This is a genomic window from Pristimantibacillus sp. PTI5 (assembly GCF_048572955.1).
Lineage (GTDB): Bacteria > Bacillota > Bacilli > Paenibacillales > Paenibacillaceae > Pristimantibacillus.
Window position 1 is genome coordinate 3,174,717 of sequence record NZ_CP183886.1, and the last position, 24,144, is coordinate 3,198,860.

23 protein-coding genes are annotated in these 24,144 nt (G+C 50.1%); all 23 read left to right on the forward strand.

Features of this window, described 5'->3' with window-relative positions; all coding sequences use genetic code 11:
- The first annotated feature begins 92 nt into the window (after positions 1-92).
- A complete protein-coding gene (locus tag ACN6MW_RS14280) occupies positions 93-965 on the forward strand; it encodes an SPFH domain-containing protein (RefSeq protein WP_419875968.1) in 873 nt (290 codons plus the stop codon).
- A gap of 12 nt (positions 966-977) precedes the next feature.
- A complete protein-coding gene (locus ACN6MW_RS14285; protein WP_419875969.1) occupies positions 978-1,151 on the forward strand; it encodes a toxin-antitoxin system HicB family antitoxin in 174 nt (57 codons plus the stop codon).
- 427 nt (positions 1,152-1,578) lie between these two features.
- Positions 1,579-2,352, forward strand: coding sequence for an ABC transporter ATP-binding protein (locus ACN6MW_RS14290; RefSeq protein ID WP_419875970.1), 774 nt, complete (start codon positions 1,579-1,581; stop codon positions 2,350-2,352).
- Between the two features lie 58 nt (positions 2,353-2,410).
- Entirely contained in the window at positions 2,411-2,536 is a 126-nt protein-coding gene (locus tag ACN6MW_RS14295; protein WP_419875971.1) for a hypothetical protein, read from the forward strand.
- 297 nt (positions 2,537-2,833) lie between these two features.
- Positions 2,834-3,376, forward strand: coding sequence for a stage V sporulation protein T (spoVT, locus tag ACN6MW_RS14300; RefSeq protein WP_308998593.1), 543 nt, complete (start codon positions 2,834-2,836; stop codon positions 3,374-3,376).
- Between the two features lie 193 nt (positions 3,377-3,569).
- A complete protein-coding gene (locus ACN6MW_RS14305; protein ID WP_419875972.1) occupies positions 3,570-5,330 on the forward strand; it encodes a polysaccharide biosynthesis protein in 1,761 nt (586 codons plus the stop codon).
- A gap of 190 nt (positions 5,331-5,520) precedes the next feature.
- Entirely contained in the window at positions 5,521-7,014 is a 1,494-nt protein-coding gene (mazG, locus tag ACN6MW_RS14310; RefSeq protein WP_419875973.1) for a nucleoside triphosphate pyrophosphohydrolase, read from the forward strand.
- 183 nt (positions 7,015-7,197) lie between these two features.
- Positions 7,198-7,470 carry an HU family DNA-binding protein gene (locus tag ACN6MW_RS14315; protein ID WP_053373361.1) on the forward strand — a complete coding sequence of 91 codons (273 nt, stop codon included), beginning with the start codon at positions 7,198-7,200 and terminating at the stop codon, positions 7,468-7,470.
- A gap of 3 nt (positions 7,471-7,473) precedes the next feature.
- The gene (locus ACN6MW_RS14320; RefSeq protein ID WP_364154720.1) at positions 7,474-7,758 is read left to right on the forward strand and encodes an RNA-binding S4 domain-containing protein; all 285 of its coding nucleotides are present in this window, start codon (positions 7,474-7,476) and stop codon (positions 7,756-7,758) included.
- Between the two features lie 138 nt (positions 7,759-7,896).
- Positions 7,897-8,640 (forward strand): hypothetical protein, encoded by a 744-nt coding sequence (locus ACN6MW_RS14325; RefSeq protein ID WP_419875974.1) that lies wholly within the window; start codon positions 7,897-7,899, stop codon positions 8,638-8,640.
- A gap of 162 nt (positions 8,641-8,802) precedes the next feature.
- Complete coding sequence (yabP, locus tag ACN6MW_RS14330; RefSeq protein WP_419875975.1) at positions 8,803-9,090, forward strand: sporulation protein YabP; 288 nt, start codon at positions 8,803-8,805, stop codon at positions 9,088-9,090.
- Positions 9,087-9,695, forward strand: a complete 609-nt coding sequence (yabQ, locus tag ACN6MW_RS14335; protein ID WP_419875976.1) for a spore cortex biosynthesis protein YabQ — start codon at positions 9,087-9,089, stop codon at positions 9,693-9,695. The genes yabP and yabQ overlap by 4 nt, the downstream gene beginning before the upstream one ends.
- A gap of 8 nt (positions 9,696-9,703) precedes the next feature.
- Positions 9,704-10,012 carry an FtsB family cell division protein gene (locus ACN6MW_RS14340; protein WP_419875977.1) on the forward strand — a complete coding sequence of 103 codons (309 nt, stop codon included), beginning with the start codon at positions 9,704-9,706 and terminating at the stop codon, positions 10,010-10,012.
- 148 nt (positions 10,013-10,160) lie between these two features.
- Positions 10,161-10,679 carry a S1 domain-containing RNA-binding protein gene (locus ACN6MW_RS14345; protein ID WP_076271298.1) on the forward strand — a complete coding sequence of 173 codons (519 nt, stop codon included), beginning with the start codon at positions 10,161-10,163 and terminating at the stop codon, positions 10,677-10,679.
- A gap of 502 nt (positions 10,680-11,181) precedes the next feature.
- Positions 11,182-13,674 (forward strand): stage II sporulation protein E, encoded by a 2,493-nt coding sequence (spoIIE, locus tag ACN6MW_RS14350; RefSeq protein ID WP_419875978.1) that lies wholly within the window; start codon positions 11,182-11,184, stop codon positions 13,672-13,674.
- 473 nt (positions 13,675-14,147) lie between these two features.
- Complete coding sequence (locus ACN6MW_RS14355) at positions 14,148-14,873, forward strand: hypothetical protein (RefSeq protein ID WP_419875979.1); 726 nt, start codon at positions 14,148-14,150, stop codon at positions 14,871-14,873.
- The gene (locus tag ACN6MW_RS14360; RefSeq protein WP_419875980.1) at positions 14,857-15,780 is read left to right on the forward strand and encodes a protein kinase domain-containing protein; all 924 of its coding nucleotides are present in this window, start codon (positions 14,857-14,859) and stop codon (positions 15,778-15,780) included. The genes ACN6MW_RS14355 and ACN6MW_RS14360 overlap by 17 nt, the downstream gene beginning before the upstream one ends.
- Positions 15,781-15,822: 42 nt before the next feature.
- On the forward strand, positions 15,823-17,235 hold the full coding sequence (gene tilS / locus ACN6MW_RS14365) for a tRNA lysidine(34) synthetase TilS (protein ID WP_419875981.1): 1,413 nt from the start codon (positions 15,823-15,825) through the stop codon (positions 17,233-17,235).
- A 51-nt stretch (positions 17,236-17,286) separates the two neighbouring features.
- Positions 17,287-17,826 carry a hypoxanthine phosphoribosyltransferase gene (hpt, locus tag ACN6MW_RS14370; protein ID WP_364154694.1) on the forward strand — a complete coding sequence of 180 codons (540 nt, stop codon included), beginning with the start codon at positions 17,287-17,289 and terminating at the stop codon, positions 17,824-17,826.
- A 98-nt stretch (positions 17,827-17,924) separates the two neighbouring features.
- Complete coding sequence (gene ftsH, locus ACN6MW_RS14375) at positions 17,925-19,925, forward strand: ATP-dependent zinc metalloprotease FtsH (RefSeq protein WP_364154691.1); 2,001 nt, start codon at positions 17,925-17,927, stop codon at positions 19,923-19,925.
- A 350-nt stretch (positions 19,926-20,275) separates the two neighbouring features.
- Positions 20,276-21,331 (forward strand): BMP family lipoprotein, encoded by a 1,056-nt coding sequence (locus tag ACN6MW_RS14380; protein WP_364154688.1) that lies wholly within the window; start codon positions 20,276-20,278, stop codon positions 21,329-21,331.
- A gap of 179 nt (positions 21,332-21,510) precedes the next feature.
- A complete protein-coding gene (locus ACN6MW_RS14385) occupies positions 21,511-23,055 on the forward strand; it encodes an ABC transporter ATP-binding protein (protein ID WP_419875982.1) in 1,545 nt (514 codons plus the stop codon).
- A gap of 5 nt (positions 23,056-23,060) precedes the next feature.
- Entirely contained in the window at positions 23,061-24,143 is a 1,083-nt protein-coding gene (locus ACN6MW_RS14390; RefSeq protein ID WP_419875983.1) for an ABC transporter permease, read from the forward strand.
- The last annotated feature ends 1 nt before the right edge of the window (position 24,144 follow it).

Here is a 24,144-nt window from a genome sequence, read left to right on the forward strand (position 1 = left end):
GGTAAAACTGCAATTGCTTATTATTGTAAAAAGTGATATCATTTTTATATCATAATAATATAAATTACTTGCAGGCGAAGGGGCGAAATGCAATGAACGAAAAGAAGGCTTGGTACGTAAGCGGGTATTTAGCGCTGTTATTTTCTTTGGCGGCGGCTGCCGGCGGCGCGTTTTTGATCATTTACGAGGCATCCAAAGACAGTGTGTCGCCGTTTGGGATCGGTGCGGGCATCTTTTTAGTGCTTTTAGCCGCAATCTGTATGTCCTCTCTTATGATCGTACAGCCTAATGAGGCGAAGGTTGTCACGTTTTTCGGAACGTATATGGGCTCCGTGCTTGAGAGCGGCCTCTGGATGGTGCTGCCGCTAACGAACAAAACGAACATTTCGCTGAAAGTTCGCAATTTTAACAGCCAGACGCTGAAGGTAAATGATGCCGAAGGGAATCCCGTTGAAATCGGGGCGGTTGTTGTGTTTAAGGTCATGGATACGGCAAGAGCAAGCTATGATGTCGATAACTATGAGCGGTTTGTTGAAATACAGAGCGAGACAGCGGTCAGGCATATTGCGGCGCAATATCCGTATGATACCTTTTCCGATGATGCGGCTGTATCGCTAAGGGGAAATGCCGATGAGGTAGCGGCCGAGCTTAACCGTGAGCTGCAGAACCGTCTAGCGGTTGCGGGGGTTAAGGTGCTTGAGACGCGTCTGACGCATTTGGCCTATGCGCAGGAAATTGCCAGTGCGATGCTTCAGCGGCAGCAGGCGATTGCAATCGTGGCCGCGCGCTCGAAAATCGTGGAGGGCGCGGTTGGCATGGTGGATATGGCGCTTCGCCAGCTTGAAGAGAACGGGATCAGCCTAGACGATGAGCGCCGGGCGGCGATGGTGAACAATTTAATGGTATCGATCGTGTCCGATCGTGCCGCTACTCCTGTTATTAATACAGGAACGCTGTACGGCTAGAGGCTGATTAATATGGCAAAGGAAAAGAAAGCATTTCCGCTTCGATTGGATCCTGATCTTCATCGTGCGCTTGAGCAATGGGCAGCAGATGAATTTCGGAGCGTCAATGGGCACATTGAATTTTTGCTGAGAGAAGCGCTGGGCAAGGCAGGCAGGCTGAAACGGCCTAACAAAGAAGAGGAATAGCATTATTCCGATGGCGTAAATAGCGTGAATAGTTGCAGGCGGTTGTCGGCTTTAGTCGATGGCCGCTTTTTTTACTTTTTAAGCGATATGAATGGATTTAATGTAATAAAATCTAACATAACAATTGACAAAAACGGACGTTTCGCACTATACTACGAATTAACGTTAGGTTTCATCACAATTGAATATCGGCTTTCACAAGCAGTTCACCGTGAGAGCAAAAAAGCCGTCTAGGGTTCCGTTTGAACCGTTTGCCGTGCCTCGCAAATGAGGGTGCGTGTCAATGCGTTTAAGATCTGGTCCGAGAGATGGCGTATGGAACGCGGATGCTTTGCTGACTCCCGGGCTGTATAACACGGAAGGATAAAAGCCTGGGAGATTCTCTCCCGGGCTTTTCATATTTTAAAAAAACGTTGGGAGTGATCCTATGCTGGAAGCTGAATCGACAAACGGAACGATAAAAATTGAGGGATTGCAGAAGGTATACGAGTCGAAAAAAAGCCGGTTTGAGGCGCTTCAGGGCATCGACCTGACCATCGGCCAAAATGAATTCCTTACGATCGTGGGGCCTTCCGGCTGCGGCAAGTCGACGCTGCTTCGCATGGTGGCAGGCCTGGATGAGCCAAGCGGCGGATCGCTCCAGGTAGACGGGGAGGATATTATCGGGCCGGGGGCTGACCGGGGCATGGTGTTTCAAGGCTATACTTTGTTTCCGTGGTTAACCGTGCGCGAGAATATTGAATACGGGCTGAAGCTTAAGGGCGTGCCTATTTTGGAGCGGCGGAAAATTTCGAACTATTTTTTGAAGGTCATTCGGCTTGAATCCTTCGATAAAGCTTACCCAAAGCAGCTCTCGGGCGGCATGAAGCAAAGGGTTGCCATCGCGCGTGCGCTGGCTAACCGGCCGAAGGTGCTCTTGATGGATGAACCGTTCGGCGCGCTTGACGCGCAGACGAAGCTTGAAATGCAAGAGATGCTGCTGGAGGTATGGGAGAAGGAAAAGACAACGGTTCTCTTCATTACGCATGATATTGACGAGGCAATTTTCTTATCGCAGCGGATTGTCGTTATGGGAGCGGGCCCTGGACGGATTTTGAAGGAATTCCGCGTAGAGCTTCCGGAAGGGCGCACGACGGAGGTTCGCGAGCATCCTGATTTTCTTTCCCTGAAACGGGAGCTGGCACAGCTTCTTAAGCACTAACGCCATATCATCGATTTCTGCTTGGCGGAATCCTTAGCAATGAAATATAGGAGGGATAATGATGATGAAACAACAACGTTTTCTAAGGGTGCTCGGCATCATTGTAATCGCCATGTTTTTTAGACATCCTGCAGCTCTTACCGGAGCGGCAGGGTGTTTTCTGTTTAAAGGGCCAAAACGCTGAACGGGAAGCGAGGATGGAAATGAATCTTCGCCGCATGCAAGCATAAGGGAGAAATGGGGAATGCTGAAAAAGGATAATAAGGAAGCGGAAACGCGGAGGCTTAGTGAACGATTCGGCGGCCTTTTCAAAAAGAGATGGAACGTTTGGCTGGAACTGTAATCCGTGCATAAGAATTTGGGAGCGGATGAATACTATGGTCAGATTCAAAATCTCTTGAAGGAAGTTTCTTCTTCGTTATAAACAAGCTGCAAAAATCCAGTCGATTCAAAATCCTCTAGGAAAGCGGGGCAACAAGAAATGAAAGCAACTGGAATTGTACGTCGCATCGATGATCTCGGGCGTGTGGTGATTCCGAAGGAGATCCGCCGTACACTGCGTATTCGCGAGGGTGACCCTCTAGAAATATTTGTAGACCGTGATGGCGAAGTTATTTTGAAAAAATATTCTCCTATCGGCGAGCTTGGCGACTTTGCGAAAGAATATGCAGAGTCCCTATTTGAGGGCACGAACCACATTACATTGATCACGGACCGGGATACCATAATCGCTGTCGCAGGTGCCTCTAAGAAAGAACTGTTGGATAAACAAGTGGGCTCCGTGCTGGAGAGCTGCATGGAAAACCGCAAAACGCAGGCCGAAGCAAACGGCGGGGCTTTCGAGATCGTGAAGGATACGCAGGAAACTTACAGCTCCTTCGTTATTGCGCCGATCATCGCGGGCGGTGATCCGATCGGTACGGTCGTACTGCTTAGCAAGGACGAATCCGTGAAAATGGCGAATATGGAAACGAAAATGGCGGAGACGGCTGCGGGCTTTTTGGCTAAGCAGATGGAGCAGTAGAAGAGCATTATGCGCTGGCTATGCTTTAAAAAAGCTAGACAGATGCTTGAAAAAGCATGAAAAAGCATGAAAAAGGAAAATGACAGCTTCTTTGATCGAGAGAAATCTCGATTGGGGAAGCTTTTTCAACGTTTGCGATTGTGAGGTATAATAGATACCAATATCAATCAAGGGATAGGCAGGAGTGTGGGGAATGAACCGTGAGCCGGGGGAAAGAGGCCATTCAGCGGAGACGGTGAAAACGGTGGATTCGCTTGCCGAGAGCCGTGTTCGGGTTGCCCGCAGCTCGAAGCGGCTGATGACAAGCGGCGTCGTGTTAATGGCAGGCGCGGCATTATTATCTAAGCTTATCGGCGTTTTTCAAAAAATCCCGCTGCAAAACCTGGCGGGAGACCGCGTGTTTGGCATATACAATGCGGTATATCCGTTTTATCAGCTGGCTGCCGTGCTCGCAACCGCAGGCCTGCCAACGGCCGTATCGCTGCTCATTGCCGAAAGGCTGCGCAAGGGAGATGATCCGGAGGGCGTAAGGCGAACCTTATACGCTGCGCTGTTGCTGCTTGGCATAACGGGCATTGCGGCTTTTGGCTTCATGTGGTCCGGGGCGGACCGGGCAGCCGGATGGATCGGCGATTCCGAGACCGCAGGCGCCATACGCTCCGTGTCGTTCGCGCTGTTATTGGCCCCGTTTGTTGCCGCATTAAGAGGCTATACGCAGGGGCTTGGAAGAATGGGATTATCGGCTGCATCGCAGGTTGCGGAGCAGATGATCCGCGTGGCCGTCATGCTCCTTGTTCTTGCTCTGGGCTGGTCCGCCGGCTGGGGCGAATCTACGGTTGCGGCCGGCGTCATGAGCGGATCGGCCTTCGGCGCATGCGCGTCCCTTGCGGTTCTTGCCTTTTATTTATGGCGGGGGCGCAGAAGAGGACGGCTTTCATCTAAGGCAGGCATGCTGCGGGAAGAGATGAAAAAGCTTGCGGCGATTGCGCTGCCCGTCGCGCTTGGAGCGGTGGTGGTTCCCGTTCTTGGCGTTGTGGATGCTTTTATGGTTCCGAGGCTGCTACAGGACGGGGGAGCGTCGGAAGACGGTTCCTTGGCATTATTCGGAATATACAGCCGGGCACAGCCGCTGGTACAGCTGGTTGTCATGGTTGCCGGCGCCGCGGCGGCTGCGCTCGTCCCGGGCCTGGCTCTCGCAAGAATGCGGGGAGCATACGGGCAGCTGCGGATGCAGCTTGCGTTTGTCGAAAGGGCGGCGTGGGCGATCGGTGCGGCGGCCGCAATTGGCCTAGCTATGCTGGCAGGACCGCTTAATATTATGCTTTACGAGGATTCGACGGGTACCTATGCTTTTGCGCTCGTTGGCTGCACCGCGCTTGCCGGCTGCGTGAATGCCATAACGGCGCCTGTGCTTCAGGGGCTTGGCGCGGTGCGTATTCCCGCTCTGCTGCTGCTTGCAGCAGCGCTGCTAAAAGGTGTATTGAATGCCGTACTGGTGCCTTTATACGGCATTGAAGGCGCAGCAATCGCGGGTATTGCGGCCTTAACGGCGGCTGCGTTGCTCGGAACGGTCGCGGTCCGCTATAAAGCGGCCGAAGCGGGAGCATCGCTCGCCGGCAGCTGGAAAGAGCGGCGGAGCGCGGGGGTGAAAAGACGCCGGCCGCTGCTCGGAAACGCCGCCGCAGGCACGGGCCTTGCGCTCGCGGTCATGGCCGCGGCGCTAGCTGTCGCCGAGCGGGCGCTGGGCGCAGCGCTGGGCGGGCTGCCGCCTCGGGCGGCAGCAGCTGCGCTTGCGCTGACGTGCGTAGCCGTCGGCGCTTGCGCCTTCGGCGCCGCGGCCTTGCGCGGCGGCGCTTTAAGCGCGCGCGAATTGCGCGCGTTGCCGGGCGGCGGCATGCTTGCCGCCCGGCTGCAGCGCTGGCGGATTATGCCGCGGGCGCGGGATGAGGGCTAGCCCTGCAGAGGACGTTGCGGGGCGCCGCTATATAAAGTAATATTTGTCATGATGAAATGAAACGTATCGCATGTACAGAAAATAATCGTCATTCGGCGCTCGGCATCCTATTTTTGCGAGGGGCCGGCTCCAAGCGGCTTCGACTCCGACATGACTATCAAACCTATCATTCCAAGGAGGCTAAAGAAGGATGGCAACTCCACACCTTACCGTTGTCGGGCTCGGCTCAGGCGATCCGGATCAATTGACGCTGGGCGTATGGCGCAGACTGCAGGCGGCAGAGCGCGTTTTTGTTCGCACCGCGCAGCATCCCGCCCTATCTTTGCTGAATGAAAACGGCATTGCCTATACCTCATTCGACGCGTTATACGAACAGCATGATTCATTCCCCGATGTGTACAAGGCCATTGCGGATACATTGGTCGCCGAAGCCAAAAGCATGACTGCCGGAGAGAGCCCGGTTGTCGTTTACGCGGTGCCCGGCCACCCGATGGTGGCCGAGCGCACGGTTCAGCTGCTGCGCGAGCAGTGCCCGGAAGCGGGCATTTCGCTGCAAATTATCGGGGGCGAGAGCTTTCTGGATCAAGCGTTCGTCAGTTTGGGCATTGATCCCATTGAAGGCTTTGCGCTGCTTGATGCGGCGGAGCTGCAGCCTTCTCTCCTGCAGCCGCAGTTACATACGCTAATCGGCCAAGTATACGATACTTACACGGCATCCGATGTAAAGCTCGCGTTGATGGAGCGATATCCCGACGATTACGAAGTAGTTGTCGGACATGCACTGGGCGTGGAGTCCGAACAGCAGATCCTTCGCGTTCCGCTTTATGAGCTTGACCGTACGCCGGGCTACGGCAACTTGTCGCTCATTTGGGTGCCGCGTTCGGATGACGCGGCGCTTCGCAATCGCTCCTTCGAGCGTCTGCATGAGATTGTATCCATCCTGCGCAGTCCCGAGGGCTGTCCGTGGGATCGTGAGCAAACGCATCAGTCGATTCGCAAAAATTTTATCGAGGAGCTGTATGAAGCGCTCGAAGCGATCGACAACGATGATCCCGACGGCATGCAGGAAGAATTTGGAGATGTTATCCTTCAAGTGATGCTTCACAGCCAAATGGAAGAAGAGACAGGCGCATTTTCGGTCTATGATGTGATACAATCACTTAACGAGAAGCTTATTTTCCGCCATCCGCATGTATTTGGAGAGCTGGGCGCCAGCAATTCACAAGAGGCGCTGGTCAATTGGGAACAAATGAAGGCCGAGGAGAAACGGATGAAAGGGACTGATGTGAGCCGAACATCAGTGCTTGATGGTATTCCGCCTGATCTGCCAGCCCTGATGAAAGCTTATAAGCTTCAGAAAAAAGCAGCCAAGGTAGGTTTTGATTGGGACGAGCTTGATCCGGTGCTTAACAAGATTGAAGAGGAGCTCGCAGAGCTTCGCGAAGCGATTGCTTCACAGTCCGAAGAGGAGCAGGCCTCCGAGCTTGGCGATTTGCTGTTTGCGGTTGTCAATGCCTCTCGCTTCATCCATGCCGATCCGGAAGAGGCGCTTTCGCGTACGAACAAAAAATTTCGCAATAGATTTGCGTATATTGAGGAGCAGCTTCGTATAAGCGGCAAGCAATTTGACCAGACTGATTTAACAGAAATGGATCGTTGGTGGGAAGAGGCTAAGCGTCAATAATTGTTTTCATTTCGTCATGAATCGCCTTTATTCCGCACCAATCGCAAAAAAATTTCAAATAGCGGCAGGATTTAATTGCTAGTAGGCAGAATAAGTATTCTTCGTGAGAGTAAGAATTTGAAGCAACGGCGGCGCTTTCAGCGTCGACCACAAATAACGGTAAACAATTAGGAGGATTTTATAATGAACAAAACAGACTTGATCAACAACATTGCAGAAAAAAGCGGTTTGACTAAACGTGACGTAGAAGCAGTACTTAACGGCTTCTTGGGCGAAGTTACAGATGCACTTGCAGGCGGCGACAAAGTACAATTGATCGGCTTCGGTACTTTCGAAACTCGCAAACGTGCTGGACGCACGGGCCGCAACCCGCAAACAGGCGCTCCAATCGAAATCTCGGAAGCAAAAGTTCCTGCATTCAAAGCAGGCAACAAGTTGAAAGAAGCTATCCAATAATTTATGCGATTAGATAAATTTCTTAAGGTATCCCGGCTGATCAAACGCCGTACCGTTGCGAAGGATGTTTCCGAGCAAGGACGCGTATGGATCAACGGCCGCGAAGCGAAAGCCAGCAGCGCCGTCAAAGTCGGTGATGAGCTCCAAATCCAATACGGTCAAAAAATCGTAACCGTACGCGTTGAGCGAATTGCGGAGACGACCCGTAAGGATGAAGCCGGAGAGCTGTATACCTTGGTGAAAGAAGAACAACGCCAGCGCGAGAATACGCTCGACTGGGAAAAATAGCAATGACAACGAGGCTGCTTACAAGCATAAAAACTTGTAGGCGGCCTTTTTGTATGGCATAAGGCCAGTAAACAGCTTTTTTTGAATTTCATTGTTTCATTATCATGAATTTGGTTTATTTATTCGGAGGATTAAGCGATGAATCATCTGCAACTCCCTGTTCCCGATTATCGGCGGAAGGGTTTTTCTTTGCTCAAGCATGCGGTTGCTCTCTTCTTAAAAAACGCGCTGCCTATTCTGTTTATCGCAGCCATAATGGCTGTTCCGGTCGAGATAATCAAAAATTACTATTTTTTTGAACCGTCGGACAGTGAAATCTTTTTACCGGGCAGCCGGATGGATAGCCTGGTTTATTTATTGTTTCTGAGCGCTATAACGCCAATGGTCATTCACTTTATTCTTGGCCGGATGTCGGGAGAAAGTGCCGGTATCCAAGCATCCCTTCTTTGGGGTTTGCGCAAATGGCCGCGAATGATCGTGTACAGCTTTTTGAATGGCGCCGTGATTGCCGCCGGAATTGTGATGTTTGTAGTTCCGGGCTTGTTGTTCGCGGTTTGGCTCATGCTCCTGCCGGTCGTTGTTTCGGTTATGGATACGTCGAGGATCAACCCGCTGACGGTATGCCGGGAGCTGGCGCGCAGGCGTTACTTTAAATTCGTCTTGTATGCGCTAGGAGGTTACGCTGCGTTTGCAGTGCTTTTTGCCATTCTGATCGCGTTATTCTCTTTCCTTGCGAATGAATCCTGGATAACGGCTGCGCTGTTTGATATATGCTTTGATTGGCTCATTCAGCTGATTGCGATCGTGCTGCTATTAGTTTTTCTGCAGGTGAAGACGGAAATGAAAGAGCAGTCCCTGGAACCTATGGATCAAGCAGAATAGTTCTAAATCTCGTCCCCGCCCCATAAGCTAGTCTTAAAATATAAGGCAGGAGAAGCTTATCGCTTATCGCCCCTTATATTAATAGCGAAACGAATGCTGCGCCGCCGCAGGCCGGCGATAGCCGTTGCGCCTAGACATGTTAACGAAGCGGAGGACGAGTCTATGGTTGACCAAGGCAAGGGGCAGAAGCGCCAGGAAGTCAAAATGCTAAATCGAAAGCTGCTGGAGCTTACCGGAGTCGTGAACGTGGAGAGCTTCGACAGCGAGGAGTTTCTACTCGAGACAGAGCTTGGCTACCTGGCGGTAAAGGGCCAAAATTTGCATATGAAGCATCTTAGCCTTGAACAAGGAATGGTCGCAATTGAGGGGCTTGTCCATTCGCTCGCCTATATGGACGGCAATAATACCTCTTCAAAATCAAAAGGGCTGTTCGGGAAGCTGTTTAAGTGACGCTCAGCATGCAGTGGTTAACGATGGCAGTCATGCTGCTGTCGGGCCTCGGCATGGGAACGGTATTCGACGGCTATCGGGTCGTGACGAATGAGCTCAAGTTCCCGCGCTGGTGGCTTCCCGTGCTTGACGTCATCTACTGGATGGCGGCGGCGCTAGTCGTCTTTCGGGTGTTGTACGCCAGCAACAACGGCGAGGTGCGGGCGTACGTTTTTATCGGACTGGCTATTGGCATCGTAATCTATTATTTTTTGTTTAGCAGAATGGTCATCGCAGCCGTCAAATGGCTGATTGGAGCGGTGAGGAAGCTAATTTCCTTCGTACTCCGATGCCTGGACATCCTGATCGTGAAGCCTTTGCTTTTACTCTACAAAATGGTTCTAGTTATTTTTGCATTTGGGTCCGCGCTCACTATTTTCATATTAAAAATTGTGATACAATTAGTGCGTCCATTTTGGAAATTGTTTGTTTGGATGGTAAGACCAGTAACTCGCCCGCTTGGGCGCGGGTTATCTCTTTATCTATCCGAATGGCAAGCGGCCGAGAGGTTCAGCAAAATGGGACAACTAATCGCTCGATTGTGGAGCAAATGGTTTAGGAGGTAACACCGCTCATGGCAGCAGCAGTTGATAATAAGGCGCCAGGGAATGCTGGCACAAAACGCCGGTTTAAACTTTGGATGATGTTCATCGTGCTATTTATGGGTTGGGCGGCGTATACGATCTTCGGCCAAATGCAGCAGAAGGACGCTACCGGCGTAAAGCTAACTACAATCCAAGGGCAGATTGATGCTTCTTCCAAAGAAACCGAAGAGCTCAAACGTCAAATTGAACGGTTAAACGACCCAGAATATATCGAACAGCTAGCAACGAAAGAGCAGGGCATGGTTAAGAAGGGCGCGCAACAGATTTTCAGTGATTAAATAGGGCTTCAAATCGGGTGAACGTCTGTTGACCTTACTTGAACGGTTCGGTTATAATCACGTTAATAGCGTTTTCGCAAAACTTTTAGCATATGCTTATGAATTCAGTTTTGCTTCGCATAACTTTTAGGGAGGAACATTTTATTTTATGGCAATTGAAGTGGGCGCTAAGTTAGAAGGAAAAGTGACAGGCATTACGCATTTTGGGGCATTTGTCGACTTGTCGGGAGGTGTCACGGGTCTTGTTCACATTTCGGAAATTGCTGATAATTACGTCAAAGACGTGAAGGATCACCTGAAAATCGACGATGTCGTGAAAGTAAAAGTGATCAACGTGGACAAAGACGGAAAGATCGGGCTTTCCATTAAGCAAGCCATTGACCGGCCAGAAGGCCAACCAGCGCCACAACAACGCGAGCGTCATAGCGGAGGCGGCGGTGGAAGCACTGGCGGTAGTGGTGGTGGTGGCGAACGTTTCAACCGCGGTGGCGGCGGCGGTGGCGGCGGACGTCCCTTCAACAAGCAATCGGCTGGCAGACCGGCATACGGTAAACCGTCATTCGAGGATAAAGTGTCACGGTTCCTGAAAGACAGCGAAGAGCGCATCTCCTCTTTGAAGAAGAATACGGAGGGCAAACGCGGCGGACGCGGTGCCAAGCGGGTATAAGCTGGATTGTCATAAACCTATACATGGAGCAGAACCTAACCGGTTCTGCTTTTTTTGCGTTCTGCGGTATGGCTGTGGGCAAATATTTTAGAAAGCGCTTACCAAATGCTGTCGAAGCAGGACCTAAAGTCTGTATATGCACGTGAATGGCTGTGTTTTCAATGCTTTGGCACGGTCATTGTCGTATATAAGCCGGGCAGCGGCCGGATAAAAATACTTTTCTCTCATCCTCCTTCATTCCCGACACATTACAACGTCGATTCGCCATCATATGAAAGGAATGCAGCACATAATTTGTTGTCGGTTATATACGAAGCGCCTACGCGTTATGCACGTCAAACCTATACGGGGCATAAGTTTGACGGCATGCTGACAGAGGTGAAAGCGCCATTTATTTTTGTCGGAAAAAATTTTTGTGCGTGTTACGTTAACTGACAAACTTCATGCGGACAACCTCCTATAATGAAAAACACATTACATTCGGAAATGGTGGTGTCTGCTCATGGAAAAGGAGAACACGGTTGTGCTTCCCGGTATGAAACGGACTGGATTGGCTCAGACGATGATGCAGAAAGGGCGGGAATGGGCGGCAGCGCGCCGGTTCATTCAGGTCATTTTGGCCAAAAAGTGGACATTTTTACTAGTGGGTGTAGCTTTCTTATTAGGAAGAGCGGTTATCCTTGAATCGCTAATGCCGTTTGCCATTGCTTATTTTGCCGTTATTTACTTTATGAGAAGGGATATATATCCTTGGGTGGCCGTATCCCTGGTAGCAGGCAGCTGGCTTGCCGCTGACCCGGCACCCATGTGGATCGCCATGGAGATTGCGGTGCTGTTCCTGTTCCTGAAGGGACTGGAGGCGTACGAGAGGGCAGAGCTGTCGTCGGCGCCGATTCTGGTATTTGCGTCAACGCTGCTCGTACAGATGTTTAGCGTGTTTATCGGGGACGAGCTAAGCTGGTACAATTTCATGCTCGTTGTGGTGGAGGCCGCGCTCGGATTTGTGCTTACTTTGGTTTTCATTCAAGCGATTCCCGTGCTTACGATGACCAAAAAATCCGCGTCGCTCAAAAACGAAGAAATTATATGTTTGATGATCTTGCTCGCTTCTGTCATGACAGGGGCAGTCGGCTGGGTGTTCTATGGGCTCTCGGCTGAACATGTGATGTCTCGTTATATGCTGCTGCTCTTTGCGCTCGCAGGCGGCGCACCGTTAGGCGCTTCGGTCGGTGTTGTTGCAGGACTCATTCTAAGCTTGGCTGACTTTGGTGCAGTCGTTCAAATGAGCTTACTCGCTTTTGCGGGATTGCTCGCTGGCTTGCTGCGTGACGGCGGCAAAATGGCAGCGGCATTCGGAATGTTGCTTGGGACGTCGATTTTATCCATATATGTAGGGAGCCAGGCCGATGTTATGAGCTCGACTTGGGAATCGGTAGCGGCCGCGACGCTGCTTATGCTGACACCGCGCAGCATGATTCGTACGATCTCCCGGTACGTGCCAGGAACGAATGAGCATGCGAAGTCGCAGCATGACTATGCGAAGAGAGTCCGGGAGGTGACGGCGGATCGCGTATCCCAATATTCGGAGGTGTTTCAACAGTTGTCCCGCAGCTTCGGGCAGCTCAATAACAGTGTAACGACCATAAATAAGGAGGAAGAGATCGGCCACTTTATGAATGCGGTTGCTGAGCGCAGCTGTTCCAGCTGCCATAGGCAAAACGCTTGCTGGGAGGACAAGTTCTTTCATACGTACAAAATGATGACGGATATGATGACGGTCGTGGAGGAGAAACGAGTTCCGTCTGGCAAAGAAATACCGAAAGCCTGGTCTGCGCATTGCGTCAAATCGTCGCAGGTGCTTGTAGACATGAGCCAGCAATACGAGCTATACCAAAATAATATGCACTGGAAGAAACAAATATACGACTCTCGCCAACTTGTGGCGGATCAACTGCAAGGCGTGTCGCAGGTCATGGAGGATTTGGCAAAAGAAATTAAACGGGAGGGGCAGACGCTGCATTTACAAGAGGAGCAAATACGAGAGGCGGTGGAAGGACTGGGGTTATCCGTACAGGGTATTGATATTGTGAGCTTAGAGGAGGGGAATGTGGATATAGAGGTATATCATTCGTTTGGACCAGGCTACGACGAATGCCGGAAAATTATTGCGCCGCTGTTAAGCGATATCTTGGGTGAGCATATCGCAGTAAAATCCGAGTTTCCCCCAACGAGAAGCGGTGAGCCGACGCTGGTGGCTTTTGGCTCGGCGAAGCAATATGAGGTAGAAACCGGAATTGCGGGCGCCGCCAAGGGAGGAGATCTGCTGTCAGGGGACAGCTTTAGCATGGTTGAGCTTGGAAACGGAAAGTTTGCGGTCGCAATCAGCGACGGCATGGGAAATGGCGAGCGCGCGCGGCAGGAAAGCAGTGCGGCGTTATCGATTCTCCAGCAGCTGCTGCAGTCCGGCATGGATGAGAAGCTGGCAGTGAAATCAGTAAATTCCGTGCTCTTATTGCGTTCATCCGATGAAGTATTTGCTACCGTCGATTTAGCGATCGTGGATTTGTATACGGCGCAAACGACGTTTATGAAAATAGGCTCTACTCCAAGCTTTATTAAACGAGGAAATGAGGTTATTCCAATCACTGCTAATAACTTACCTATCGGCATTCTTCAGGATATCGACGTCGACTTTGTAACTATGCAAATGCAATCGGGCGACACCCTTGTCATGATGAGCGACGGCATTTACGATGCGCCAGGGCTTGCGGTTAATAAGGAGCTCTGGATGAAGCGTATTATTAACGAGCTGGAGACGGAAGATCCTCAGGAAATGGCGGACGCGCTGCTCGAGAAGGTGGTACGCCACCATAATGGAGAGATTATTGACGATATGACGGTAGTAGTTGCGCGGATTGATAAGCATTTGCCGGAGTGGGCTTCGTTCCGCTTCCCTGGGGTAACACGTATGGAGCGTCCAAGGACGGTGAGCTGATACTATTTTTAAAGCCATGCAGAGTGAACGTCAGAACGGTGAGCTGGCGTTTGATTCAATCGCTTGGAGGTTAGGCTGTAGCCCTTTTGTCTGTCGGCTGAGTTGCGGCTGGCGGTCATGGGGCTTCTTTTTGATTATGAGCACAAAAAGATTTCTATTTATTTCTAATTACCTCACTATGGAGGGTGTGAAACGGCTCGATAAATTGTAAAGCGTACATAATGCTAGAGCAGAGAATGATATAAAAATGTTGGTCTTACATAATGCAGGTACCGGATAGATGAAAGCAGGCATAACGGTGATTATGTTTCTTTTTTGCTAGACTAGCTGTTTAACCCTCTTAAAAAAGGCAAAGCTAATAGGAAGGCTTGGGCGAAGCCTGCGCTTACGAAGCTGTGTTTGATTCTCAAACACAAAGCCTATGCTTACGAAGCTGTGTTTGATTCTCAAACACTTTAGGAGGGTAAACGATTATGAAACAAATATTGTTGATTACGGATGGCTGCTCCAATGTCGGGCTCAGTCCGGTGGTTGCTGCCGCGCATGCGCAGTCGGATGGCATTTCGGTTAATGTGGTTGGCGTATTGGATCATGGCGACGTAGGAGAGCTGGGCGCCGCGGAAATCGATGAAATTGCGCGTGCGGGCGGCGGGTTAAGCAGGATGGTCAATATGCGCCAGCTGTCGCAGACCGTACAGATGATGACACGCAAGACTGTCGTGCAGACAATTCAACTGGCCGTGCAGAAGGAACTGAAGCATGTCCTTGGAAATGGATCGATTGAGGCGCTGCCGCCGGAGAAGCGCGGCGATGTGGTGCGCGTGATTGATGAGCTTGGGGAAACGTCAAGCCTGCAGGTGGCGCTGCTCATTGATGCGAGCGCCAGCATGAAGCCGAAGCTTGCGGCGGTGGAGGAAGCTATACGTGATTTGATGCTCAGCCTTCAAGCAAGGCAAGGGAAAAGCGAGATTTCGGTCTTTCATTTTCCGGGTTCGAGGCATGGCGATGATTGCGTGATGGATTTAGACTGGACGACTCACCTGAACGGCGTGCATGCCATTTTCCCGAAACTGCAAATGGGTGGAACGACGCCAACCGGCCCTGCGATTATGCAGATTGTTGATTTTTATCGCAAGGGAGCTTATGGTAGACAGAGCAGAGATGAAACGGATGGGATGATGAGTGACTACGTCGTTTAAGGTTGATCTTCGCCGGGGCATGGTAGTGAACGGAAAGTGGAGGCAAGGGCGGTACCGGGTGGAAAGGTTGCTTGGAGAGGGCGCAAACGGTAAAGTATATCTCGTACAGCGCGACCGCAACTGGTATGCGATGAAGCTTGGAATGGATGCGCTTGATCTTCAATCCGAAATCAATGTATTGCAGTCTATCGCGAAGCAGAAGCAGCGCGTGCAAGAGTCCTATCTCTTTGACGTCGATGATTTGTATGGCCCGGACGGGAAGGAATATCCTTTTTATGTTATGCGCTATGTGCTTGGTGCCAAGGTGAATGAGTACTTGAAGCAGCAGGGAACGGAATGGTTTCCGCTGGTTGGCTTGAATCTACTGGGCAAGCTGGACAAGCTGCATCAAGCAGGCTGGGTATTTGGCGATTTGAAGGTTGAGAATGTGCTGGTAGCCGACTATGGATATGTTGAGCTTGTTGATTATGGCGGGGTGACGGCGTTGGGCAAGAGCATTCGCCAATTCACTGAAATCTATGATCGCGGCTACTGGAACGAAGGCTCGCGGTCGGCCGATCCGAGATACGATCTCTTTTCCTTTGCCATGCTCTGCATACAGCTGCATGAACCAAAGCGCCTGCATCAGCTAATAGCTGAGCTTTTGCCGCAAAACCGATCTGCAATCGAGCTTATGCAATTAGTCGAATCGAGTCCGGCTTTAAAGCCGGTTTCAAGCTGGCTGCGGAAGGCTTTTGCCGGGCAATTTACGGATGCAGGCGATGCGGCTGCGGCTTGGCGATTATTAATGCATCGGCGAGATACGCACAGAGCCTCTTCGACGCCAAGGTGGCTGAAGGGTCTCGCGGTTGCTTCTGCCGTATTGCTCGGAACATCGGCATATTGGCTGCTGCGTAATGTGCTGTAGCAGCAGGGGCAGGGAACGGGAAATGAAGGTGAGGAACTACCTATGAATCTGCGAAACGAACTTGAGAAGGCGGCCGTGGAGCGCAGGCTTTGGTCTGCCGGCGACTGTATCGTAGTGGCGGTATCCGGCGGACCGGATTCAATGGCGCTTTTACATATGCTATCTGTTTTATCGAAGGAAAACCGTTTAACTGTTATAGCGGCTCATGTGAACCACGGGTTCCGGGTAGAGGAATCCGCGCATGAGCTGATGGTCGTTCGGGCTTACGCGGAGCAGCTTGGGGTGATTTGCGAGACGGTCACGCTCGACATGCCGGCCTATATAGAGGAGACGCGCATGAACGGTCAGGCTGCTTCCCGCGAGAAGCGTTACGCTTTTCTGCATGAAGTTTCGGCGCGCTACGGCGCCTCGAAGATTGCGCTTGCCCATCACGCGGATGACCAAGCCGAAACGGTCCTTATGCGTTTGATCCGCGGAACGGGCTTAACTGGGCTCGCTGGAATGCTTAGCAAAAGAAGAGAAAAAAACGTGGAACTTATTCGCCCGCTGCTTCGTATGAACAAGTCAGACCTTCTGCGTTACTGCGAGGACTATCATATTCCTTACTGCACGGACAGCAGCAACAAGGAACGCCATTATTTCCGAAATATTATTCGGCTAGATATTTTACCGTATCTGTCCAAGCATAACCCGCAGCTGTCCCAATCGCTTCAACGGCTTGCCGAAGTAGCGGGAGCGGAGGACGAGTGGATGGAGAAACAAACCGAAGCGTTATTTGCGCAGCTCGTTACGTTATCCCCCAATGAATGCGCGATTAGCTGCAACGATTTGCACGGTCTCCACGTCGCTTTACAAAGGAGATTGATTAAACTAATATTAAGTTATCTTTCTAAGGAAACGGAAAAGATATCCTTCGAGCAGATTGAGACGATGAGGCTTGCCGCTTCCGCTCATGCCCCTGCAACCTGGCGGATCGATGCCGGAGCGGGCATTCGCTGTGCTCGAGAATACGATAGGATGCGATGGATTAGCGAGACGCAGCTTGCGTCAAGCGAGACGGGCGCCTATATGTACGAGGTAGGCATGGGGACAACCGGTCTTGTGGTGGAGCCATGCGGGTGGACATTCGAGATCGTCCGTACTTCGGCTTTAGAGGGCCGCAAACCGATGTCGCGCTACGAGGCTATATTCGATGCTTCGGAGTTATCGTATCCGCTTGTCGTTCGAAATCGGCGGCCGGGGGACAGAATTCAGGTTTTAGGATTAAATGGTTCAAAAAAAGTGCAAGATATGTTCGTTGATGAGAAAATTGCGCCGCTGAAGCGGGAGCTTTATCCTTTGCTGTTCGATGCAGCGGGGAGATTGCTCTGGATTCCGGGCATCCGCAGGTCAAGTCATGCTCTTACGGAGACGCACACCAAAGACGTGTTGTTCATAAGGGCCGGCAACGAATAAGAAGCACTGGTACACTCATAAACATAGTTAAGGCGTAGGGGGATTTCTACTTTGCAGAACGATATTCAAGAAGTATTGTATGACGCGCAGCAAATTGGTGAGAAGGTTAAAGAGCTTGGTGCAACGCTGAGCAGAGATTTTGGCGGGCGCAATCCGCTCGTTATTTGTGTTTTGAAAGGCGCGTTTATTTTTATGGCCGATTTGGTCAAGGAAATAACAGTACCGCTTGAAATTGATTTTATGGCCGTGTCCAGCTACGGACAATCCACGAAGTCATCCGGCGTTGTCAAAATCATCAAGGATCTAGATGTTTCGGTCGAAGGCCGCGATGTTCTAATCGTCGAGGATATTATCGACAGCGGGCTAACGCTCAGCTATTTAATTGATGTTCTAGAACGTCGAAATGCGAAGTCGGTTACAGTTGTGACCTTGTTCGATAAACCGGGGCGCCGCACAGTTGATCTGGAAGCGGATTACAAAGGCTTTACGCTGCCGGACGAGTTTGTTGTCGGTTATGGACTGGATTTTGCGGAGAAATACCGCAATTTGCCTTATATTGGCATTTTGAAACCGCAGGTCTATGAAAAATAGCAGCGATTCACCCGTACATGCCCTTCTCCGTATGCCTCTATTGTTATGGAAAGTCATGATATGGTAAAATATTTTAAGCGTCTGAGAGGAGGTTGGGGATGAATCGGATCATCCGTAATACTGGTTTTTATTTAATTATCTTTTTGGTGACCGTTGGGATTTTTCAATTTATCAGCAGCCAAAATGACACGACAGTTGGATTGCGATATGACGAGCTTCGCGCTGCGGTTGAATCAGGCAATGTTAAAGAACTGAGTGTTAAGTATGAGAATCAAACTTATTTTGTTTCTGGTAAATATAATACAAAGCCTGCAGGCGCAGAAAGCGATCAATTCGTATCGAGGGTCAGCGTCAAAGCAGAGGAGAAGATCCTCGCTTGGCAGGAGCAGTTTGGCTTTAAGCTAGAGAGTAAGGAAATGGATCAGCCGAGCATTTGGCTCACATTCCTCACCTCCATTATTCCGTTTGTCATCATTTTTGTCCTGTTCTTCTTCTTAATGAATCAAGCGCAGGGCGGCGGCGGCAAAGTGATGAACTTTGGCAAGAGCAAAGCGCGGCTTTACGATAATGAGAAGAAACGGATTACGTTCGAGGATGTTGCAGGCGCCGACGAGGAGAAGCAAGAGCTCGTTGAGGTTGTCGACTTCTTGAAGGATCCGCGGAAGTTCAATTTAGTAGGCGCACGTATTCCGAAGGGCGTATTGCTTGTGGGTCCTCCGGGTACAGGTAAAACTTTGCTTGCCCGTGCAGTAGCAGGGGAAGCTGGCGTACCATTCTTCAGTATCTCCGGTTCTGATTTCGTAGAGATGTTCGTCGGTGTCGGCGCATCCCGCGTACGTGATCTATTCGAGAATGCGAAGAAAAATGCACCATGTATCATTTTTATCGATGAGATTGATGCGGTAGGCCGTCAGCGCGGCGCCGGTCTTGGCGGCGGACATGACGAACGTGAACAAACGCTCAATCAGTTGCTTGTTGAAATGGATGGATTCGGCGCTAACGAAGGCATTATTATCGTTGCGGCAACAAACCGTCCGGACATTCTGGATCCAGCCCTTCTCCGTCCAGGCCGTTTTGACCGTCAAATCACAGTTGATCGCCCAGATGTGAAAGGCCGCGAAGCAGTATTGAAAGTACATGCTCGCAATAAGCCGCTTGCTAAGGACGTTAAGCTTGAAGTTATTGCAAAGCGTACGACTGGCTTCAGCGGTGCTGACCTTGAAAACTTACTAAATGAAGCAGCGCTTTTGGCTGCTCGTCGCAATAAGAAAGATATCGCTATGGTTGAGGTTGATGATGCCATTGACCGGATCATTGTCGGGACGGAGAAGAAAAGCCGTGTCGTTAGTGATCGCGAGAAACGGATCGTCGCTTACCATGAGGCGGGACATACCATTGCAGGCTACTTCTTGGAGCATGCGGATATGGTTCATAAAGTTACGATTATTCCGCGCGGTCGTGCCGGCGGATACGTCATCATGCTTCCGAAGGAAGATCGCATGCTTGTAACCAAGCAGGAGCTTCTTGATAAAATTACCGGCTTGCTTGCAGGCCGTGTTGCGGAAGAACTGTTTATTGGGGAGATCGGAACAGGCGCTTACAGCGACTTTAAACAAGCGACCAGCATCGTACGTGCTATGATTATGGAATACGGGATGAGCGACAAGCTTGGACCAATGCAATTTGGCAGCTCGCAAGGGCAAGTATTCCTAGGCCGCGATATCGGTCATGAACAGAACTATTCGGATGCGATTGCTTACGAGATCGATCAAGAAATGCAATCTATCATAACGGGCTGCTACGATCGTGCGAAGAAGCTATTGTCAGAGAAGAGCAAGGAAATGCATTTGATTGCTCAAACGCTGCTTAGCGAGGAAACGCTTGAACTCGAGCAAATCAAACGACTAGTTGAAACGGGTTCTTTGAACGGCAGTTCATCTTCCGACACAACTGCGACAACTGTCGAACCGACTGCTGAACCGATTGTAGAAACAATTGGCGATGTGAAGGTGCGTATCCAGACTCATGACCAGGATGAAGTAAAAGACCCAGTTCTTGAGAAACGCGACAGCTCGGAAGATCCGGACAAAAAAGAGTAGATATCTGATATTAATGATTGGTTATAGTCGTCTTGCTACTTATAAGGAGTAGCGGGACGACTATTTTTTTCCTTTATTAATGTTCGGATTTAGCCTATAATACGGGTATAAACCATTAGCGAAAAAACAAAAAAGCTAACATAATGGTTTATATTTTTTGGTCGAATATTACATGAACTTTACATTAAAATAGAATCAATGATTTTATGTTACATAACCTTACATTAAAACATTGACGTTTATTTTTTTGTAACTATAATGAAATAATAGCGGCCAGGATCAGCAAGAATAAGAAGGTAAACAGGGGTTGCAAGGCATCACCAAAACTCAGGGCAAGGGAGAGAACACGCATGAAAAAAACATTTAGCTTTATGCTTGTGATGATGATCGCGCTGACACTAGTGTTGTCGGCTTGCGGAGCGAAGAATAACAATGAGGGCGGAGCAAACACGGGTACGAATGAAGGTACCAAAGTCGAATCCGACGGCACAGGCAAAGATTTTAAGATCGGCATGGTTACTGACGTAGGCGGCGTGCATGACAAATCGTTCAACCAGAGCGCATGGGAGGCTCTTGAGACGGTAACGGCTGAGACGGGCGCTGCTACTAAGTTCTTGGAAAGTAAAGGCGAAGCCGATATGGAGCCGAATCTGAACAGCTTCGTTAAAGAAGGCTACAACCTGACTTGGGGTATCGGATTCTTGTTCAATGACGCGCTAAGCAAAGTAGCGAAAGAAAACCCGGATGCTAAGCTGGCTGTTATCGACAGCGTAATCGAAGCGCCAAACGTGGCTTCCATTACTTTTGCCGAGCATGAAGGTTCATTCCTGGTTGGCGTTGTTGCGGGAATGATGACCAAAACAAACAAAATCGGCTTTGTAGGCGGAATGGAAATTCCGGTTATCAAAAAGTTCGAGGCAGGCTTTAAAGCAGGCGTTGCTGCCGTTAAACCGGATGCTAAGGTTGAGGTAGACTATACAGGCGATTTCGGTAAGCCGGATCTTGGTAAATTGGCTGCAGCAACGATGTATGACGGCGGAGTGGACATCATTTTCCACGCGGCTGGCGGTACAGGTAACGGTGTATTCAACGAAGCCAAAGCCCGTAAGGATAATGGCGACGATGTATGGGTTATCGGTGTAGATAAAGACCAATCGCTCGAATTCGGAGATGAAATTACGCTTACCTCGATGATGAAGGGCGTTGAAGCAGCGGTTCATAAAGTATCGAAAGACTTGATCGCTGGAAACTTTGCAGGCGGTACGACGCAAGAGCTTGGTTTGAAAGATGATGCTGTAGGCTTGCCGGATACATCCGAAAAGAACGTTCCTGCTGATGTGCTTGCTAAAGTAGAAGAATACAAAGCAAAAATCGTTAGCGGCGAAATTAAAGTACCGACTGAATAGTTTTCATCATTCATTGGTATCCTTTGATTGAGGATCGTTCGTCGATGGATCAGACAAAGACCGGCTTCGGCCGGTCTTATTCTTTTTTCAAATGAAGAATTTATGAGTTTTCTAGCTTATAGGGTTCTTAATTTGCGATTCGTGTTTACATAGGGGTAAAACCGGGGAGATGATAAGGAATGGACCGGAGCATAACAGCAGTAGAGTTAAAAGGAATTACAAAACGGTTTCCTGGGCTCGTTGCCAACGATTCCATCAATTTTGAATTGAAAAAAGGCGAAATCCATGCGCTCCTAGGCGAGAATGGCGCAGGGAAATCGACGCTTATGAATATTCTGTTTGGCCTTTATCAGCCGGACGAGGGCGAAATTTGGATTAACGGAAAACAGACTGTTATTGAGGGTGCATCGAAGGCCATTGATCTTGGCATCGGCATGGTGCATCAGCATTTTAAGCTCGTTCAGCCGTTTACGGTATCGGAAAATATTGTACTTGGAAACGAGCCCGTAAAAGGGTTGAAAATTGACTACAAGCTTGCAAATGAGAAGGTTCGGACCATCTCCGAACGTTATGGTCTTAAAGTGGATCCTCAGGCGCGAATTAAAGATATTACGGTAGGCATGCAGCAGCGCGTTGAAATATTAAAAACGTTATACCGCGGAGCGGAAATCGTTATTTTTGATGAGCCGACTGCCGTTTTGACCGTTCAGGAAATCGAAGAGCTAATCGAGATTATTCGCAACCTGGCTGCGGAAGGCAAATCGATCATTATCATTACGCATAAATTAAAAGAGGTTATGGCGCTCGCTGACTCTGTAACCGTTATACGGCGCGGCAAGGTAATCAAGACTGTTACGACGAAAGAAACAAATGAGCAGCAGCTTGCGGAGCTAATGGTTGGCCGTGACGTTTCCTTTGAGGTTCAGAAGACGAAGCAAAAGCCGGGAGAGGTTATTTTATCGGTGGATGCTTTGCACATGAAAGGCGAGCAGGGCAAAAATGCTTTGAATGGCGTTACTTTTAATATCCGGGCCGGCGAAATTGTCGGTATAGCGGGCGTTGACGGCAATGGGCAAAGCGAGCTCATCTATGCGATCACGGGAATGCGCAAGGTCGATAGCGGTAGCGTGAAGCTGAACGGCCACGACATGACCAATCATTCACCCCGGCAAGTCTCGGTTGCCGGCGTAGGCCATATTCCGGAGGACAGGCATAAGCATGGTTTAGTGCTCGACTTCAGTGTCAGCGAAAATATGATTTTGAACACTTACTTCGAACCGGAGTTCGGAAGCTCGATGTTTATTGATTATAAAGCAATGGATGTGCTGTCCGATAAGCTTGTAAAGGAATTTGACGTTCGGTCATCAGGCATCCATACGCATGCTCGTGCGTTGTCTGGCGGGAATCAGCAAAAGGCCATTATCGCCCGTGAGCTGCACAAGGATCCGGACTTGTTGATTGCCGTGCAGCCGACCCGCGGACTGGATATCGGCGCCATTGAATATGTGCATAAACGGTTAGTTCAAGCCCGAAACGAAGGAAAAGCCATTTTGCTTGTGTCCTTTGAGCTCGATGAGTTGTATGCCTTGTCTGATCGCATCGCGGTCATGTATGAGGGCCGGCTGATGGGTGAGGTTGATGCAGAGCGCAGAGACGATCAGCAGCTTGGTCTTATGATGGCAGGAAACAAATCTGCCGCAGCTGCAGCGGAAGGGAGAGGATAGCGTAAATGGATACTTTGAAGAAAATTTTTAATAAATCGTCTATCCTCATACCGGTTGCGGCCATTATCCTCGGTCTTATCGTCGGGGCTATTGCGATGCTTGCAGGCGGGTACAAACCAATCCTAGCCTATACTTCTTTGCTGGATAGGCTGTTTAGTTCCCCTTATAACATAGGCGAAGCGATCCGTGCGATTACGCCGCTGATTTTTACCGGACTTGCGGTATCGTTTGCATTCCGTACCGGACTGTTCAATATCGGGGTAGAAGGCCAGTTTGTAATGGGGATGACCGGGGCGACAATTATTGGCGTGCTGCTCGATTTGCCGTGGTACATTCATGCTCCGTTGGCTGTAATTACTGGTGCTCTCTTCGGCGGGTTATGGGCAGGCATAGCGGGATACTTGAAAGCAAAGCGCGGCGTGAATGAAGTTATATCTTCCATCATGCTGAACTGGATTGCGCTTTTCCTATCCAATTTTATCGTTGCGAAGTTCCTTGTTGAGGAAGGTCAGCAAAAATCAATGCCGATTCACGAGTCTGCGATGATGAAAATTGACTGGCTCGTCAAATTGATGGACAACGCCCGCATGCACTGGGGAACCTTCATTGCCATCCTTTGCATCATTTTGTTCTATATCGTGCTTTGGCGCACGAAGCAGGGTTATGAACTTCGTGCGGTCGGCCATAATCCGGATGCCGCTCAGTATGCGGGTATGAACGTCAACGTCACGATGGTCAAATCGATGTTTATAAGCGGCATATTCGCAGGACTCGGCGGCGTCTTTGAAATTTTGGGCGTCTTCGGCAATCAGACCGTTATGGCCGCTTCGCCGGGTTATGGTTTCGACGGCATTGCGGTTGCCCTTCTTGGCGGAAATACGCCGATTGGCGTACTCCTTGGCGCCATTTTATTCGGCGGGCTTAGCTACGGCTCGGCAGGCATGAGCTTTGGCGCCGGCGTACCTCCCGAGGTCGTGCGGATCGTCATAGGCGCCGTTATTTTCTTCGTTGCTTCGCATGGATTAGTGAAGTGGTTCTTGAAGCCTTTTCTAAATAAACGTGCAAGCAAGCGGAAGGAGGCGGTGTAGA

Bases quoted from the DNA above. Each gene is read 5' to 3' on its own strand.
- ACN6MW_RS14305 (WP_419875972.1), top strand. From the start codon at position 3,570: ATGAACCGTGAGCCGGGGGAAAGAGGCCATTCAGCGGAGACGGTGAAA.
- ACN6MW_RS14320 (WP_364154720.1), top strand. From the start codon at position 7,474: ATGCGATTAGATAAATTTCTTAAGGTATCCCGGCTGATCAAACGCCGT.
- tilS (WP_419875981.1), top strand. From the start codon at position 15,823: ATGAATCTGCGAAACGAACTTGAGAAGGCGGCCGTGGAGCGCAGGCTT.
- ACN6MW_RS14295 (WP_419875971.1), top strand. From the start codon at position 2,411: ATGATGATGAAACAACAACGTTTTCTAAGGGTGCTCGGCATCATTGTA.
- ACN6MW_RS14355 (WP_419875979.1), top strand. From the start codon at position 14,148: ATGAAACAAATATTGTTGATTACGGATGGCTGCTCCAATGTCGGGCTC.
- ACN6MW_RS14325 (WP_419875974.1), top strand. From the start codon at position 7,897: ATGAATCATCTGCAACTCCCTGTTCCCGATTATCGGCGGAAGGGTTTT.
- ACN6MW_RS14315 (WP_053373361.1), top strand. From the start codon at position 7,198: ATGAACAAAACAGACTTGATCAACAACATTGCAGAAAAAAGCGGTTTG.
- spoVT (WP_308998593.1), top strand. From the start codon at position 2,834: ATGAAAGCAACTGGAATTGTACGTCGCATCGATGATCTCGGGCGTGTG.
- ACN6MW_RS14280 (WP_419875968.1), top strand. From the start codon at position 93: ATGAACGAAAAGAAGGCTTGGTACGTAAGCGGGTATTTAGCGCTGTTA.
- spoIIE (WP_419875978.1), top strand. From the start codon at position 11,182: ATGGAAAAGGAGAACACGGTTGTGCTTCCCGGTATGAAACGGACTGGA.
- ACN6MW_RS14340 (WP_419875977.1), top strand. From the start codon at position 9,704: ATGGCAGCAGCAGTTGATAATAAGGCGCCAGGGAATGCTGGCACAAAA.
- ACN6MW_RS14290 (WP_419875970.1), top strand. From the start codon at position 1,579: ATGCTGGAAGCTGAATCGACAAACGGAACGATAAAAATTGAGGGATTG.
- mazG (WP_419875973.1), top strand. From the start codon at position 5,521: ATGGCAACTCCACACCTTACCGTTGTCGGGCTCGGCTCAGGCGATCCG.
- ACN6MW_RS14390 (WP_419875983.1), top strand. From the start codon at position 23,061: ATGGATACTTTGAAGAAAATTTTTAATAAATCGTCTATCCTCATACCG.
- ftsH (WP_364154691.1), top strand. From the start codon at position 17,925: ATGAATCGGATCATCCGTAATACTGGTTTTTATTTAATTATCTTTTTG.
- ACN6MW_RS14285 (WP_419875969.1), top strand. From the start codon at position 978: ATGGCAAAGGAAAAGAAAGCATTTCCGCTTCGATTGGATCCTGATCTT.
- ACN6MW_RS14345 (WP_076271298.1), top strand. From the start codon at position 10,161: ATGGCAATTGAAGTGGGCGCTAAGTTAGAAGGAAAAGTGACAGGCATT.
- yabP (WP_419875975.1), top strand. From the start codon at position 8,803: ATGGTTGACCAAGGCAAGGGGCAGAAGCGCCAGGAAGTCAAAATGCTA.
- ACN6MW_RS14380 (WP_364154688.1), top strand. From the start codon at position 20,276: ATGAAAAAAACATTTAGCTTTATGCTTGTGATGATGATCGCGCTGACA.
- ACN6MW_RS14385 (WP_419875982.1), top strand. From the start codon at position 21,511: ATGGACCGGAGCATAACAGCAGTAGAGTTAAAAGGAATTACAAAACGG.